16 protein-coding genes are annotated in these 16,477 nt (G+C 40.6%); 11 read left to right on the plus strand and 5 right to left on the minus strand.

The features are described 5' to 3' along the window. The first annotated feature begins 117 nt into the window (after positions 1-117). On the plus strand, positions 118-1,989 hold the full coding sequence (locus DWB79_RS05180; protein WP_016522984.1) for an MFS transporter: 1,872 nt from the start codon (positions 118-120) through the stop codon (positions 1,987-1,989). Between the two features lie 434 nt (positions 1,990-2,423). Here the strand turns inward: DWB79_RS05180 and malQ are convergent, their stop codons facing one another. The 3 genes from malQ to DWB79_RS05195 form a co-directional block, all read right to left on the minus strand. Then, on the minus strand, positions 2,424-4,109 hold the full coding sequence (gene malQ, locus DWB79_RS05185; protein ID WP_016522986.1) for a 4-alpha-glucanotransferase: 1,686 nt from the start codon (positions 4,107-4,109) through the stop codon (positions 2,424-2,426). A gap of 103 nt (positions 4,110-4,212) precedes the next feature. Beyond that, positions 4,213-4,689 (minus strand): hypothetical protein, encoded by a 477-nt coding sequence (locus DWB79_RS05190; RefSeq protein ID WP_016522987.1) that lies wholly within the window; start codon positions 4,687-4,689, stop codon positions 4,213-4,215. Positions 4,690-5,057: 368 nt separating this feature from the next. Continuing rightward, positions 5,058-5,501 carry an Hsp20/alpha crystallin family protein gene (locus DWB79_RS05195; protein WP_016522988.1) on the minus strand — a complete coding sequence of 148 codons (444 nt, stop codon included), beginning with the start codon at positions 5,499-5,501 and terminating at the stop codon, positions 5,058-5,060. A 523-nt stretch (positions 5,502-6,024) separates the two neighbouring features. On the opposite strand from DWB79_RS05195, the gene DWB79_RS05200 reads away from it, so the two are divergent. Beyond that, positions 6,025-7,194, plus strand: coding sequence for a type III PLP-dependent enzyme (locus DWB79_RS05200; protein ID WP_016522989.1), 1,170 nt, complete (start codon positions 6,025-6,027; stop codon positions 7,192-7,194). Positions 7,195-7,245: 51 nt separating this feature from the next. Here DWB79_RS05200 and DWB79_RS05205 read toward each other — a convergent pair whose 3' ends face one another. Next, positions 7,246-7,671, minus strand: a complete 426-nt coding sequence (locus tag DWB79_RS05205) for a flavodoxin (protein ID WP_016522990.1) — start codon at positions 7,669-7,671, stop codon at positions 7,246-7,248. A 51-nt stretch (positions 7,672-7,722) separates the two neighbouring features. Then, positions 7,723-8,307, minus strand: a complete 585-nt coding sequence (locus tag DWB79_RS05210) for a DUF3793 family protein (protein WP_016522991.1) — start codon at positions 8,305-8,307, stop codon at positions 7,723-7,725. A gap of 501 nt (positions 8,308-8,808) precedes the next feature. Between DWB79_RS05210 and DWB79_RS05215 the strand changes: the two genes are divergently transcribed. The 9 genes from DWB79_RS05215 to DWB79_RS05255 all read left to right on the plus strand — a co-directional run bounded on the left by DWB79_RS05215 (position 8,809) and on the right by DWB79_RS05255 (position 16,329). Further along, a complete protein-coding gene (locus DWB79_RS05215; RefSeq protein WP_016522992.1) occupies positions 8,809-9,246 on the plus strand; it encodes a GAF domain-containing protein in 438 nt (145 codons plus the stop codon). Positions 9,247-9,274: 28 nt separating this feature from the next. Continuing rightward, complete coding sequence (locus DWB79_RS05220; RefSeq protein WP_016522993.1) at positions 9,275-10,723, plus strand: hypothetical protein; 1,449 nt, start codon at positions 9,275-9,277, stop codon at positions 10,721-10,723. Positions 10,724-10,789: 66 nt separating this feature from the next. Continuing rightward, entirely contained in the window at positions 10,790-12,256 is a 1,467-nt protein-coding gene (locus DWB79_RS05225; RefSeq protein ID WP_016522994.1) for an ATP-binding protein, read from the plus strand. Continuing rightward, positions 12,253-13,251: an efflux RND transporter periplasmic adaptor subunit gene (locus DWB79_RS05230; RefSeq protein ID WP_016522995.1), complete on the plus strand. Its 999-nt coding sequence runs from the start codon at positions 12,253-12,255 to the stop codon at positions 13,249-13,251. Before DWB79_RS05225 ends, DWB79_RS05230 begins: the two co-directional genes overlap by 4 nt. Before the next feature lie 22 nt (positions 13,252-13,273). Further along, positions 13,274-13,969, plus strand: a complete 696-nt coding sequence (locus DWB79_RS05235) for an ABC transporter ATP-binding protein (RefSeq protein WP_040859449.1) — start codon at positions 13,274-13,276, stop codon at positions 13,967-13,969. A 372-nt stretch (positions 13,970-14,341) separates the two neighbouring features. After that, positions 14,342-14,566 (plus strand): DUF2281 domain-containing protein, encoded by a 225-nt coding sequence (locus DWB79_RS05240; RefSeq protein ID WP_016522998.1) that lies wholly within the window; start codon positions 14,342-14,344, stop codon positions 14,564-14,566. Next, positions 14,566-14,940 carry a type II toxin-antitoxin system VapC family toxin gene (locus DWB79_RS05245; RefSeq protein WP_016522999.1) on the plus strand — a complete coding sequence of 125 codons (375 nt, stop codon included), beginning with the start codon at positions 14,566-14,568 and terminating at the stop codon, positions 14,938-14,940. Before DWB79_RS05240 ends, DWB79_RS05245 begins: the two co-directional genes overlap by 1 nt. A gap of 60 nt (positions 14,941-15,000) precedes the next feature. Beyond that, entirely contained in the window at positions 15,001-15,810 is an 810-nt protein-coding gene (locus DWB79_RS05250) for an HAD family hydrolase (RefSeq protein WP_245541299.1), read from the plus strand. Positions 15,811-16,092: 282 nt separating this feature from the next. Beyond that, positions 16,093-16,329: a hypothetical protein gene (locus tag DWB79_RS05255; RefSeq protein ID WP_016523002.1), complete on the plus strand. Its 237-nt coding sequence runs from the start codon at positions 16,093-16,095 to the stop codon at positions 16,327-16,329. Positions 16,330-16,477 lie beyond the last annotated feature (148 nt).

The raw sequence follows: 16,477 nt of genomic DNA on the forward strand, positions 1-16,477 counted from the left end.
GTTGAGCATTTATTTCAGCGTACCGAAAACGCAGATACCCTTCTATTTTCAAAGGATCTGATTGTATTATCTATAAGTCTATTGTATCATAGGCGTATGAATATAAAGGAAAGAAAAATGACATGGCGTACATACCTTGCCTATGGCGGCGGGGATTTGTACGGAGGCGGCTGCTTTTTTATTGTTACAACATTTTCAATGTATTATTTGGTGAACGTTATCGGATTGCATCCGGCATTGGCAGGATTAATTCCAGCGATCGGTAAAGTATGGGATGCGGTTTCCGATCCGATGATGGGATATATCGCTGATAACACGCCGCAGACACGGTTCGGAAAGCGGCGCGTGTGGTTTTTGGTTTCTATTCTTCCAATAGCCCTATCGTTTATTTTGATTTGGTTTCCAGTTACCATTGAGAGCCAAACGGGAAAATTTATTTTTTATACCGTTGCCTATATCATTTTTTTTACCGTTTCAACCGTGTCCTATATTCCGTATGCAGCGTTAAGCGCCGAAATAACAAAAGATTTTTCGGAGCGGAATAAACTTAACAGCACTCGTCTGATGTTTTCGTTTGTTGCGACGCTGCTCGGCGGGATATTGGCGCAACCTATTATTGATCATTTTAACGGAAGCGCACACGGGTATTTTATCATGGGCTGCGTATTTGCGCTCATCTTCGCACTCCCATGGATTCCGCTCTATTTTGAAACATGGGAACTTCCCCAAGATGAAGCCGGAGAAAAATCGAATCAGTCGTTTATAAAAAATTTCTTGTCGCTATTTCAAAATAAGTCATGCAGAATTCACATTGCGATGTACGTGTGTTCTTTCGGCGCGCTTGATATTTTCATGTCATTTGTGCTCTTTTATATTGTCGACTATTTAAACAAGGGCAGTATCTTTGTCATTGCGCAGGGGAGCCTTCTTATTACTATGATGGCAGCGTTACCGGTACATAGCTATCTTATCAATCGGAAAGGGCATAAGCCTGTTTACATTACTGCGCTTACCGTATTTATCTTCGCGATTGTATTGATGGGGTTGCACACTCCTACTTCCGGTAGTGTCTGGGTCATCCTAAATATGGTGCTGATGGGAATAGGTATATCGGCAAATAACTTGATACCGCATCAGCTGCTGCCGTTCATTTCAGATATAGACCGCGTGATGAGCGGAAAGCAGCGAGCTGGTACCTATTCGGCAGCGATGACGCTTTCGCGGAAGCTGTTTTTAGGCTTGATTATTATGCCAACCATCGGCGTTGGGTTGACTAAAATAGGATATAAAAATCCGGTACCTTCAATTTTGATGCAAAGCCAATTTGCGGAAGCCGAAGCGCTCTGTAAAAATACCGCGACACCGTTTTCGGAAATAGAAAAATACTATACCTTGTATGAAGACGGCAACCTGCATCTAAAATATATCAGTAAAGATACGGACGGCATAATAAAAAATGTTTACAAAAAACACAAAAATACTGCGAGTGCTGAGGCAGCTTCTTTTTTTGAAAACACTGCTTCTTTTACAGAGATTCCGGTAAGTGTATTTGATGATTTTATCGTACCATCGTTTCATATCGGAGACTTTGTTCAAGCCGATAATAAATTTCTTGTAGTGTCTTTGTACAGGAAAGATGGAAGTATTTATAAAAAAATAACTCCGTTTGAGTTTTATACAAAATCCGATTTATATGATTTAAAAGTATTATTAGACACAATCGATTTTCAGTATTCGGGTATCGGGCAGGTTCAAAAGCCGCAGCAAAAACAAGAAACACTCAATAAAATCAGGTTGATGTTTATTGTGTTGCCGGTCTGTATGCTGCTGCTTGGTATTTTGTTTGCTTCGCAATTTAGAGTTACACCGGAAAATCATCAAATCATTTTGAATGAAATCAAGCGGCTTGAATCTGGCGGAAAAAAAGAAGATGCCGATGCAAAGACAAAAGCCGTATGCGAATTATTAATCGGGAAAAAGTATTGCTGAATATTTGAAGCAAATAAGATAGGTAGTAGAGTTATAAAAAAGAGCAAATTATGAAAATTTTTTTTAGACTATTAGCTGCGTGCTATATTTTAGGATGCTTAACTCTATGTTTTTATTGTTTTGTCTTTTCAGGCTTATCAAATCATTCATCATATAATATAACAAGCTATATTATATGGTATGGGGTAATCGGAGGTATACTAGGACTCATAGTAATTCTTTTATCGTCAGAAAGGAAATTGGGGATTTTTCTGTTTTTCCTTGCAATTATTATTTTACTTTTTGCAGGTGTTTCTAATGTTTTTAATATCATGATCAGTTATGACGTATGGATTAGACGAGGAATGCCTGAAAAATATACAATTTTATTTTCGAAATAACTATTTTTATTCAGGCATTCATCCATTTAGATTGTTCAAATAATAGTTCTCTAACTATTTGCTGCCGCACCTGCCGGATGCAATAACTAAATCGCTCAGCCATTCGGCACATTCAGGGGTAAGCAAACCGCGCGGCATGCGCCACGTCCAGTTTTTCCCTAGTGTAGAAGGTTCGTTCATGCGCGCCTCGGCCCCCAGTGCATACAGGTCTTGGAACGGAATAACAGCAAAGATTGCCACGGAGAAAAATGCTTGCTTAATCAGTTCGGCGCAGAGATCGTCTTTAAAAGCAGCTGCTTGCAAGGCTGTCCCGTCGTCTGCTGCAGTGCGGGCAGACGAAAACAGTTCGTCAAGCAATTCTACGGCAGGTCTTTCACCGTAGAGGTAGAACAGCAGTACTTCAAAATCATCCCGCGAAAGAGTATCGAGCCATGCCCGCAATGTAGTGTTGTCATGAGTACCGGTGTACACGACAGCATTTTGCGTATACCGGTGCGGTAAAAAGGCATCGGTAAAGCCTACTTCCCGTATCTCTGCGGCGCTGAAAGCGAACTGTAAGATTTTCATTCCCGGCAAATGGAAGTCGTCGCGGAGACGCTCCACCTGCGGGGTAATAACCCCAAGGTCTTCGGCAATAATCGGCAAACCTTTGGCATATTCGCTGTTCTTTTTGAGTAGGGCGCGCTGTACCGCTTCAAAAAAATGATGATCGGGGCCGGGCAGCCATTCGCCTTTTTCCGCAGTCGGAGCACCGAAGGGTACCGCCCAATACGCTTCAAAACCACGGAAGTGATCGATACGAATATAATCGACGAGTTCTAAACATGCGTCAATGCGGTCAATCCACCAGCGGTATTTATCGGCCTTCATCGCCTCCCAATTATAGAGCGGGTTTCCCCACAGCTGCCCCGTTGCGCTAAAATAGTCGGGCGGTACTCCGGCAACCGCTGTCGGTACGCCGTTTTCATCCAGCTGGAAAAGTTTTTGATTCGCCCATACGTCCGAAGAATCCGGTGCTACGAAAATCGGGATATCCCCGATAATCGAAATACCTTTTTCGTTTGCATACTGTCGAAGCCGCGTCCACTGTTCAAAAAAGAAAAATTGAATGACCTTATATCGGTCAATCTCGTGCCGATGTTCCTGCGCCCAACGTTTTAATGTCTCCATGTCGCGGCAGGCAAGGGCTTTCGGCCAATAGTTGTTCCACAGTTTTCCGGATACACCTTCTTGAGCTGCCTGCGCATCGTATACTTCTTTAATCGACATGAAAAGAGCATAGTCATCAAGATGTTTATTCGATTTTTGAAAGCGCCGGAAGGCCGCTTTCAATTCTTCGCCGACGGAGCCACCGTCTTTAATCTTGTTAAGAAATGCCGATGCGGCTTTTTTTAAGAGCGGTATTTTCCAATAGACTACCGAACCGAAGTCGATATTACCCTCTGTAGAGAGGTACTCCGGCAGCTTAATATCTTCGGCAGCTAAATAGCCTTGCTCGAAAAGTGTTTCCAAGTCGATCAACAGCGGGTTCCCTGCAAAACTGGAGAACGCAGCGTATGGAGAATCCCCGTAACCGGTCGGACCGAGCGGCAGTACCTGCCATAGCCGTATGTGCGCGGAATAAAGCCAATCGATAAAGTTATATGCGGATTTTCCCAGTGTTCCTATCCCTTCATTACTGGGAAAAGAAGTCGGATGGAGCAGTATTCCTGCCGAGCGGTTTAAAAGCTTTTGGGTCATAACATCTCCTGTTGGCAGCTCGCGCTTAGTATAGAAGCATCTTTAAAAATTTCAGGTTTTAAAGATGCCCCATAAATACTGTGAGAATGATTGCAAGCTTCCGTTAATATTCGTCGGGCAAAAGAGTTACAGCAAATAATTCTTTGTCGTTTTTATCTTTATAAACATAGATTAATGTAAGGGCATCGCTTCTTACTTGTGAAACCAGTTGATTTGTCTTGAGCTTTTCTTTCAGCATCTCTGCTGCTGCTTTTTGGACAACAGCCCACTTTTGCGCGCTCAACTCTTCATATACACTGCCGGAGAGAAGATAGGTATATACAAGTGCGTGCTGTTCCTCTTTGTACTCGAGTCTTGTTAGAGTGGTTACTTCATCAACTTCTATAGGGCATTGCTCCGTTACCGTTTTCGCCATTGTATGGTACAAGGCTGCTTTCGTATTTGTATTTTCAGTAGACGTATGCGGCTTCCCTTTTGCCTTAGCACTGCTATTTGCTGTTTGGCAAGATGTCAAGCAAATTAAATATAAGGTAAGAACTGCTAATAATGCGATCCGTTGCATGTTTTTCAGCAATTTCATATATGACCTCCCGTATAAAGAATCTCAAAGTTTTCAGGACTCTCTATACTAAAAGAATGTACCACACTTTCTGGGTTATGAAAAGCTAATGTAGCAGGAGTATCATATTGATAATCTATATCAGGTTAGATTGAAAATAATTGTTTTGATGATATACTAATAAAAAATTGAAGGAATACTACAGCCCTAGTGATAATTGAATAAGCATTCGTTATTGCTATTATAAGAAAAGACAGCATAACATTTTCAAAGCCAATAAACACAGTGCGAATATATAAAAAAGCCCTCCGCATAATTATCATGCAGAGGGCTTTTCGCTTAGTTTCTGCGACTTCGGTCAATCTTTATTCAGATTGATTGGAAATCTCTTAGTTTGACTTTATGGCAATCTGCCGACGGGGAGCAAGCTCCTTACGAGGTATGGTGACGGTTAATACGCCGTTTTTAAAGGCCGCTTCAACCTTGTCTTGGTCGATATCTTCAGGCAGGGTAAAACGTCTGACAAAGCGGCGCTGTGTGCGTTCGCGGATAAGGAATTGTTCTCCGTTAGGCTTTTCTTCCGTCTCTTTTGTTTCCTCATGATTGGAAGCAACCGTCAAAACACGTTCTTTTAAGTGAATGGTAACGTCCTTTTCCGTATAACCGGGAAGATCGATATCCATAATATAGGCGCCGCTTGTTTCGCGCACATCAACAGTCGGATAGGTTGCATTTGCCAACGGACTGAAAACTCCGAAATGGGGATTGTCGTGATTTAATGAATCAAGCACAGAGTCCGCAAATAAGGGATTAAAAATACTTAGTGAGTTCATAGTTTTCCTCCAAAAGGCTTACAAGTTAGGACTTTTAGAAAGTCCTTGAAGTTTTTCAACTTCACTAATCATATAGCAATAAACGTGCCAAGTTGTGCAATATGCCTAATAAGAAAATCGGATGAAAAAAGGCTGTTTTGACTGAAATAATTCCGCTTATACGGCTTTTTTATAACTTAAAGTGAGCGTTTATCGGTGTTTTTTAAACAGCTTCAAGGGCAAAATTCGGCTGTGTGAGGTGTTTATGCCCCGTTTAGCGGTGCAATGTGTCATTTTATACACTGTATTGGGTCAATATTTCTGATAAAAATAAAAATATGTGTCATTATGAAACACATTTTTTTGGTTTTGTCATAACTATTGCTATTTTTTTCTATTTTTTCTCTTTAAAAATGAAAAAAATCGGTTATACTATCTCTTATTCATTTATTGACAGATAAAAACGATATGCTTATGGTAATACACTTTACAGCGAGAGAACTGTATGAATATTATTTATCCATAGAAGCATCCGGAGGCGGACATGAACGTAACCGATTATCTTAGCGAAACAGAGTGGAAAAGGTTGCTGCAGTTTTCCGAAAAACTCGAAACACCTTGTGTTGTTATCAATTTGAATCGGATTAAAAAAAATTATCTTGAATTAAAAAAGTTCTTTTCTGCCGCAGACATTTACTACGCAGTGAAGGCAAATCCGCATGAAGAAATCCTAAAGTTGCTTATCGAGTTAGGGGCTAATTTTGATATTGCTTCGCGGTATGAGCTCGATAAGATTCTTGCCTTGGGAATCAATCCCGATCGGCTTACCTACGGAAATACAATTAAAAAAGCAAAAGATATTGCATATTTTTATGAAAAAGGTATCCGGTTATTCGTTACCGACAGTAAAGAAGATTTAAAAAATATTGCAAAATATGCACCTCAATCGCGTGTCTATGTTCGTATCTTGGTTGAAAACACTAATAGTGCCGATTGGCCGCTTTCCCGTAAGTTTGGCTGCCATCCTGATATGGCTTATGATCTTTGTATTTTGGCGAAAGAGCTTGGGCTTGTTCCGTATGGAATTTCATTTCATGTCGGCAGTCAACAAAGGGATATTGGGCAATGGGACGATGCTATTGCAAAAACAAAGTATTTAATGCGTTCTCTTGAAGAAGAAGAAGATATCGAACTCAAGATGATCAATATGGGAGGCGGCTTTCCTGCTTCGTATGTCGTTCCGACCAATGAGCTTTCCGAATATGCAAGTGAAATTAATCGTTATCTTGACGATGACTTTGGCGATGAACGACCGCGCATCATCCTTGAACCGGGACGGTCTATGGTTGGCGATGCCGGTGTTCTTGTTACCGAGGTTATTACTGTTTCGAGAAAGAATAATACCGCCTTGCATCGCTGGGTTTATGTTGATGCAGGTGTCTTTAATGGATTGGTGGAAACACTCAACGAAAGTATTAAGTATCCTATCGTAACGTCAAAGGATTCAAATTGCAGTAAACGTGGTGAGGTGATTCTTGCGGGACCGACCTGTGACAGTATGGATATTATGTACGAAAAATATAAATATCAACTTCCAATTAACCTAAAGCCGGGTGATAGGGTATATTTTCTCACTGCAGGCGCCTATACTGCTAGCTATGCATCCGTAGAATTTAACGGATTCCCTCCGATTAAGACTTATATTATGAAATAAAAAACGGCACAAAGATACGTTCTTTGTGCCGTTCATTATCGTGTTTGACCGTTATTTTGCAAACCGTTCGCCGAATTCCTTGCACTTTTTCTGTGCTTCTTCATCGGGATCGTCATAAGCGATGAGTCCTTCTTCAAACACATCGGCTCCGTCTCTTTTTGCACGTTCTACCCATGTCTGCATCCATTCGCCGTCTGCCCATTCGTAAGAACCGAACAGTGCAATTTTGCGACCTGAAAGTTTATTTTCGATAGAAGCAAAGAACGGTTCAAATTCATCCGGTTCCAACTCTTCCGCACCCATTGCCGGGCAGCCAAAGGCAATTTTATCATAGCTATCCAATTTATCCGCACTGAATTGCGCAACAGGGAATAATTCTGCCTCTGCTCCGCCTGCTTTCAGTCCGTCCATAATACAATGAGCCATCTTTTCGGTATGACCGGTTCCGCTCCAAAATACTACTGCAACTTTTGCCATAGCAAACTCCTTATAAAGTGTGATGAGAATAATAGAAGTATTATTCTGTCATTAAGCTGCACAAACAATCTCAAAGATAGTCCTGCCGCTTTTTATCTGTAAAGCAAAACGCTCTTTACATTCCGTATACTGGTGGAACATTTGTAATGCTTTTTCGGGATTGCTGTACACCTTCCAGTATCCGCAAAACAGACAATTTCGACCGCCCGTTTTTACATACTGCATTACATCATCAGCCGGATACCCCAAAAAAAATCCGATTTCATGCGGAAAGCGCTCTCTGCAGTGTCTGTTTTGTGCTCCCGTTAAAACAGACATCCGCTTCTTTAACCGCATGATAATCGCATCAAGCCCACATTCCGGCTGATACCCGAAATACCGTAATGCCGCTGCCACTTGAGGTTGAGAACAAAGGCACGTGAGTAAATCCTTCCGATATACCAATATTTGGGCGCGATTTTCGCATACGCAAAGCGGGATAAAATATATGCCCTGCTCATTCAGTATTGCGTTATAGGTATCACACCATTGAATATCGGCGCTAGGAAACGACACGAGATTTGCCGGTTTAATTCCTGCCAAACAAGGTGCTGCATGGCGGGCAAGAGCTGCCTCGACGTAAGCGTACGGTAACATATTGTTATTATGAGCATAGAACTTGAAAAATGTCAACCGTGAATAACTGGAATTTTCGGGCAAACGCATCAGACATTTTTTGAATATCCCCGCAAAATCAGGAGGCTGTTCAAGCAGAGTTGAACCTCTCCGCGGTTCAAATGCTTGCCCAACCTCTTGATTTTGCGATTTATATTTACCCGTCTGATGTGTTTGTCCGACTTTTAAAACAAAGTGCGAAAAATTTTAAAAAGTTTTTCGCAAATGGAAGGGAATCGTATCATATTTGTCCTGATGCAGTTGCCCGAAATACTTGAAACTTTGCGCAGCATAATCGGTTTTTAGATTTATAATTAAGGGGGAACAAACCCTCGCATCGGATTCGGTTGTCGCATATTCTTGTATATTATACTTGACAATATATTATATTATAAATAGTATTATAGCGTTTAAAGAAACGCTACTGACAGCATTAAAAACGGTTTTTTGATCTTAGTTAAAGATAAAAGTAGGAGCAAAAAAATGAAAGAAAAATTAGCTCAATATCACTCATTAATCGAAAATGAAACCGATATTATCGCGGTAATGGCAAATACGAGCGCCTTCATTATGGAACATATTTCCGGTTTGAATTGGGCCGGTTTTTATCGAATGAAAGGTAATGAATTGGTGCTTGGTCCCTTTCAAGGCCGACCGGCGTGCTATCGAATTAGTTATGGCAAAGGTGTCTGCGGGCATTGTGCGGTCAGTAGGAAAAGTATCATGGTACCCGATGTGCACGCTTTTCCCGGGCATATTGCCTGTGATGCAGCGAGCAAGAGTGAACTGGTTGTACCGATTATCCACAACGGTATTTTATTCGGTGTAATTGATCTCGATGCTCCCGAATACGATCATTTTACCGATACCGACAAGCTCTTTATCGAGGCTATCGCCGAGATATTTTCCCAAAAATTATAAAAATTGCTGCAAGGAGTAATTCGCTTCTATGAAAAAGATTGCTTGTATAACGGTATGGTTATCCGCGGCCTTTGTTCTTTTTGCTCAAACGGAAACAGGGGTGGCTCAAGATTCAGTGTATCAAAAGCTCTTACAGTACCGTGTTGAACATGACAGCAATTACCGGCAGCTGCAAATGCAGGCGGATATTGCAGCCAACAAAGCAGAAAAAGCAAAAACCGAATCGTTAGTAACAATGGAAGTCGGCAGTGGCAATACACAGTTTGTTCTTAATACCGATGCAGACAAACGAGGGGTTACAACTGCACCGTATGCAAATATCGCATTACCTTCGTACAATAACACAGGCATAAAACTCAGTGTGCCGTATAGTAAAGTAGGGCAGCGGCAAGAAACCGGTGCCGAGGTTTCCGTGTCTACCGATATCTATTCCAAAAATGCAGAAGCGAAAAAATATACGCTTAACCTTGCGCAATCCGCGGCAGATCAAGCGCGGCGGGCAAAAGAAGAAGGTTTGGCACTTGCCGAAAAGCAGTTTTTGCAGGATATCCAGCGGCTTTTGGACGATTATACAATACTGCTTGATAAAGAACTGAGCGAAGTAAAAGCTGAGATTCAATATAATCAAACAAAGGCACAAGGGTATGCCGACAGTTCTACAAAAATGCGTACAGCCAATTTAGAGCTGTTGGGTGCAAAACGGGAACATCAGGATGCGGATTTTAACTTTTCGGCGTCATACCATGCTTTTGCGGAAAGCTGCGGTCTTACACCCGATGAGGCACCTCAAATGTTTTTAACATCGCTATGGAATTCCATCCCCGTACAAAAGGCAGCGGATATCGAGCAGTATCCTCAAACTGCTTATAAAAAACTTGTTGAAGCGGAACAGCAGCATACTCAAAATGTGGCTAAACGGGATATTGAGCTGTCTCCGTTTTCCATCGGGGCAGATGCCGGTTATAAATTGTGTAATACGAAAATCGGCAACGCCTCCGCAAAAAATGAGCATTCCGTCTTAGGCGGATTGAGTATGCAATTCCCCGGAGGGAAGGCGTACACCGGCGTCGAGGTTCCGCTTTCCGATCCTAAAAACACGGCAATTAAACTGTCATTCAGCTGGAATCCTTTTTCGATTCAGTATCGGAAACTCGATAAAAAAAATGCAGAGCTTGAAGATGCGATTGAGCGGCTTAAAATTGAAGATGCAAAGGAACAGTATCAAAAACAGCTCCATACTAATAAAACAGCGAAGGAGCAGATGATATGGCAGCAAACGGCGACAGCGGATGAATTAAGCATCTATAAGCAAAATGCCGATGACCATGCCCAATGGTACCGCAATGGTGTTATCAGCAAGGTTGAAAGCCTGCAAGCAGAACTTGAGTATAAAAAAGCGGAAGTTCGCTATGCAAAGGCTAAAACAGCCGTTATGATTTTCAATATCGATACGGCGCTGCTGTTTGAAAAGCGATAATGCAATACTATCAGGAATAAATCTAAGGACAGCCTCTAATGAGAGGTTCTTATAAGGCAAAGAATTATGAAAACGGAAAAGCATAAAGAACAACAGAATGTAGAATGGAAAGCTGAATGGAAGGAAGAGTACCTCAAATGGATATGCGGCTTTGCAAATGCGCAAGGAGGCAAAATATATATCGGTAAAGATGATAAGGGTGAGACGGTCGGCGTAAAAAATGCAAAAAAACTGCTGACGGATATTCCTAATAAAGTACGAGACGTATTAGGCATTATTGTCGATGTAAATTTACACACCAGTCATACTAAAGAGTATTTAGAGATTAGTGTTTCTCCCAGCTCATATCCGGTTAATTATAAAGGGGAATATCATTATCGCAGTGGCAGTACAAAACAGTTGCTCAAAGGCGCCGCTCTTACGCAATTTCTGTTTGAGCGTACAGGACTTACTTGGGATAGTGTTCCGATGGCAAAACTTGATATGAAGGATTTCTGGCACGACAGTTTTGCTCTTTTTCGTAATCAAGCGCTCCTGAGTAAAAGGATGGACGAGAAAGATTTACAGATAACCGATGCCCAGTTATTGGAGTATTTAGGTCTTGTCAAAGACGGGCATATTTTAAGAGCTGGTATGATGTTGTTTTATCAAGACCCTGAAAAATGGATTAATGGCGCGTATATCAAAGTCGGTTATTTTAAATCAAATACTGATATTGCATATATGGATGAAATTCACGGATCATTGATTAGTCAAGCGGAAAAAGTAATCGATTTATTGTTTACGAAATATTTGACAGCCGATATCACGTATGAAGGTGTTACTCGTATTGAAACATATCCGTTCCCTAAAGCCGCAATTAGGGAGGCGGTGTATAATGCGATTGTTCACAAAAATTATGCAACTCAAATTCCTATCCAGATTAGTGTATATAAAGATAAATTATATATTTCCAACGATTGTATCCTGCCTGCTGGATGGACGGTCGATACGCTGATGAGTAAGCACCGCTCGAAGCCATTTAATCCGAATATTGCGAATGGTTTTTTCAGAGCCGGTTTAATAGAAACATGGGGGCGCGGTATCGAAAAAATCTGTGAGGCATGTATTGAACACGACACTCCTATACCCAAGTACACTGTACACCCAGAAGATATTATGGTGATGTTTGAATGCCGTAAAAAAGAGATACATACCGGTGTAGTACGGGAGAAGCCGCATAGATTCTATAATAAACGGTATGAATATCGTATGAATACCGACATGAATACCGACATGAATACCGACATGAATACCGACATGAATACCGCTGTCGGTACTTCTACCGATGATACTGTTATCCAAAGAGTATTGCATTTTCTGATACAATACCCCAAGAGCACGCAAAAAGAAATCAGTGAAAAACTTGAGGTAACGACCCGGACGGTAGAACGTACAATTGCAACATTAAAAGAACAAGGATATATCAAAAGAGCTGGGAATAACCGTTCCGGATATTGGGAGATTAAAAAATATAATTGGAGGACACGATGAGTATCAATAAACAGCCGCTAACAGCACGGCAGCAAAAATCGCGGAAAACGAAAATTATTGTTATTGTATGCATAGCGGCGCTAGTAGGCGGCTGGTATGTTTTTATGAAGCCTAAAAATACAAAAACAGGTGATTTGCCGCCTTTAACGGTAAAAAAGGAAATCGAACACAATCAAATTGAGGTTTCTGGTTATATCGAAGCCGCGCAGACGCAGATTTTAGAAGCGCCCGGCGAGGGGTTTATCGAACAGGTTCTGATAAAAGAAGGCGACAGAGTAAAAAAAGGCGCACTCTTGTTTGCGCTTGATACCGATAAACAAAGCTATGATGTTGCCCGGCAGTCATTTGCAATAAAACAAGAGCAAATAAACGGTTCTTCTCAAAAATTGAGCTTGATGGAACAGGAACAGCGGCTTCTGGAAAAACAGCTCGCCGACCGCAAAGTGTATGCAAAGTTCGACGGTATTGTTGCGGCTTTGATAATTTCGCAAGGGCAATACGCCAAGGCAAAAGATACCTTCGGTACGTTGATTGACCGCAGTTTTCTTAAAGCCACGGTCGAAATTGCCGAAAGCGATGCGTCCCGCCTTGCAGTCGGACAAAAGGTTGATATGACATTCCCCGCCGAACCGGATATTAAAGTGCAGGCGGAGGTTATCTCCTATCCGGCAATAGCGCGGCTGACCAGCCTTGGGCGGACGGTTGTCGATACGCTGATCCGGCTGGATAATCCGCCGGAAAAAATTTTACCCGGCTACTCTTTTAACGGAACCATCGTAACCGGCGCCGACTCCGAAGCGCTTATAGTAGAACAAGACGCCATCCGTTATGTGGAAGGGAAGCCGTTTGTCGATAAAGTCGTTGGCAATACCACACAGGAAATTGCGGTAACCGTCGAACCGTATATTAAAGGCTTTGTGAAGATTCTCTCCGGCGTGCAAGAAAACGATGTGTTGAAAAATCAAGCAAAACTGAACAACGATAGAGATTTCTAGGAGACGCGTAGTGAAAACAGGGATGATTGTCTCCCTTGATTCGGTGGTAAAAACCTTTTTTATGGGAGAAAACGAAGTACATGCCTTGCGCAGCGTCTCGTTCGATATACCGGAAGGGAGCTTTGTTTCGCTTATGGGACCGTCCGGTTCAGGTAAAACGACCTGTATGAATATGATCGGCTGCCTTGACCGTCCGACGGCAGGGGCAATCTATGTTGACGGAGAAAACACTGCCGAAATGACCGAAAAAGATTTGGCATTTTTGCGGAATAGAACGATCGGGTTTGTCTTTCAGCAGTATTTTCTCCTGCCCACGCTTACCATTCTCGAAAACGTGATGCTGCCGCTCCGGTATCAGGGGCTGCCTGCCTCCGAACGGAAGAAACTTGCCGCCGAAGAGCTGGATAAAGTAGGATTGAGCAACCGCCTCAAGCACCGTCCGAGCGAGCTGTCGGGCGGACAAAAACAGCGTGTCGCTATTGCTCGCGCCCTTGTAACTCGTCCCAAGCTGATTCTTGCCGACGAGCCGACTGGAGCGCTCGATTCCGAAACGGGGCAGTCCGTACTCGATCTTTTTTTTGACATAAACCGGCAAGGCACGGCGGTTATCATTGTTACCCATGATCCGGACATCGGTGCAATGGCGCCGCGCTCCATTCACCTTAAAGACGGAAAAATCATCTCCGACACGGCGGATAATTTTTTAGAAAATAAATAAGCAAATGGTAATAACTGAAGCAACTGGTTGATATTTTGAATATATTTGAAGTGGTGGTGTAAAATGGCAAGGACAATTACTGTTCGTATAGATGACAGTACGTATGACATTTTCAAACTGGCTGCTGATGGGCAGAAAAGAACAATCTCTAAGTCAGGGAACTGGAAAATGCTCAAGCTGCAATGGATCTGGACAAGCTTACAATAATCATACTTATGGTACGTGCCAATTTCTATATAATCTTGTAGTACAATGCTTTATATAAAAATTAATCAAATTTATCTGAAATTACCCATTTTCAAAAATATGATCGTTTCATACTCATAGAAAGAATCTGAAATTTATGATATATTAATAGAAAATAGGTGGAATATGGTGTTATACAATAGTCTTGAAAAGAAATTAAAGTTACTTCCGCAAACAGCACTTGAAGAAATTTCGTCTTATGTGGATTATATTCTCTTTAAATTTACCACATTAGAAAAAAATGCTTCATCACAAAGTCAAAAAAAAGGCTTCGGCTGTTTAAAAGATATTCCTTGTAAAATGTCTCCTGATTTTGACGAACCAATTGAAGAATTTGCGGAGTATATGTAATGTATTTATTGGATACTCATGCAATAATTTGGTATGTGATAGGAAGTACTGAGCTTTCTACAACTGTAAGAAATTTGATGGAAACAAAAAGATGCTTTTTTAGTTTTGTATCATTATGGGAAATTGCGATAAAACAAGCGAAAAGAACTCTTGATTTTGAAATTAATGTTTCTCAATTAAAAACTGTTCTAGAGAATGAAGAATTTACTTATCTTCATCCAACGGAATATGACGCGGAAAGAATAAAAAAGTTACCTGATATTCATAGAGATCCATTCGATAGACTGCTTATTGCACAAGCTATGGAAAATAATCTAACTATATTAACAAGAGATTTAAAAATTCCTTTGTATGAAGTAAAGACTATTTGGTAAAATAAATAAAACCTAACACCCGCTTCAATCTGACATTGCCTTGCAATGCAGGTTAAGCAAATGTTAGGCGGGACGCTTCACTGGGCGCTTGGAGGAAAAATGTTATTTGTATTTGATTTAGATGGAACTTTATTAAATTCTAAAAAAGAAATATCTGAATCTAATAAAAAAGCTGTTCAGAAACTTTATTTAGCCGGTCATAAAATTGTAATAGCAACGGCTCGTCCTCCGAGAAGCATAGATTCTAAGATTAAGAAAATTGGAGTTCCAACAGATAATATTTATTATAATGGTGCTCTTGTCCGTTGTTTTGATGGCGTAACTTTTTCTCATTTTATAGAAAAAAATATCTTTAAAGAAGTTTTTTATTACATAAAAGAAAATGATAAATCTGCCGTGATTTCTATCGAAGATAATGATACATGGTTTTCGTGTTTTGATTTTGATTTTAAGAATTTTTATTCTGTAAAGGATGGTCCTAAAATTATCACTGAGGCAGAACTACTTCAAAAAAATCCGAACAAGATATTGATAAATTCTTATTCGGATTTAAATTATTTAAATGAAAAATTTAATAACATTTGTAATATAATAGAGACGGATTCCAAGACACTGATTCAAATAATGAATAAGAATGCATCAAAAGAGAAATCAATTAATGAGATTTCTAAAAAATATAAAATCAGTTCTAATGATATATATTGTTTTGGTGATGATTTCAATGATATTGAAATGTTCAAATTTTATAAAAATACCGTGGCAATGGGAAATGCAATTAGTGAATTGAAAACAATTGCAAAGTTTGTTATTGAGACAAATGATAATGATGGTATTGCTAAATTTCTTGTTGAGAAAGGAATTATCGCCTAACATCCGCTTCAACATGGCCTTGCCTTTGGCAATGCAGATTATGCAAATGTTAGGCGGGACGTTTTCTAGGAGAACCTATGAGATTACATATACAACACATACGGGACGGTGCCCATGTTTGAAGATATCCTCTCAGCCTTGCAGAATTTCCGGCACAATAAAATGCGCACGCTCCGATGCTCATGATGAAACCAAGACAAGTTTTGCTGCTTTGCTGACTTATACCAGTTAGCTTTTTATGCTATACTAATACCGTATAATGGAAATACTTAGGAGATTGATATGTCTAATATTGCTTATTCCTATTTTGACCAGTTGGATACTCTTGAATTACCGGATTTGGAAATGCTTTCTGAAAGAATCAATACATTAATTTTTTATAAAAAAAATACTCATGATTCATCGGTTGAAAATGGGTTATCTTTTTTTAATAGTCTCAAAGGCAGTGTAAAACGCAAAATAGATGCAGAAAAAGAATTTTCTCAAGCGCTGGATGAAAAATATGCGTATTCTCATTGATACGAACATAATTCTTGAAATTAAGAAATAAAATCTAACGCCCGCTTCAACATGGTCTTGCCTTTGGCAATGCAGATTAAGCAAATATTAGGCGGGACGTTTTTTAGGAGAACCTATGAGATTACATATACAACACATACGGGACGGC

Source organism: Treponema medium, from assembly GCF_017161265.1.
GTDB classification, from domain to species: domain Bacteria; phylum Spirochaetota; class Spirochaetia; order Treponematales; family Treponemataceae; genus Treponema; species Treponema medium.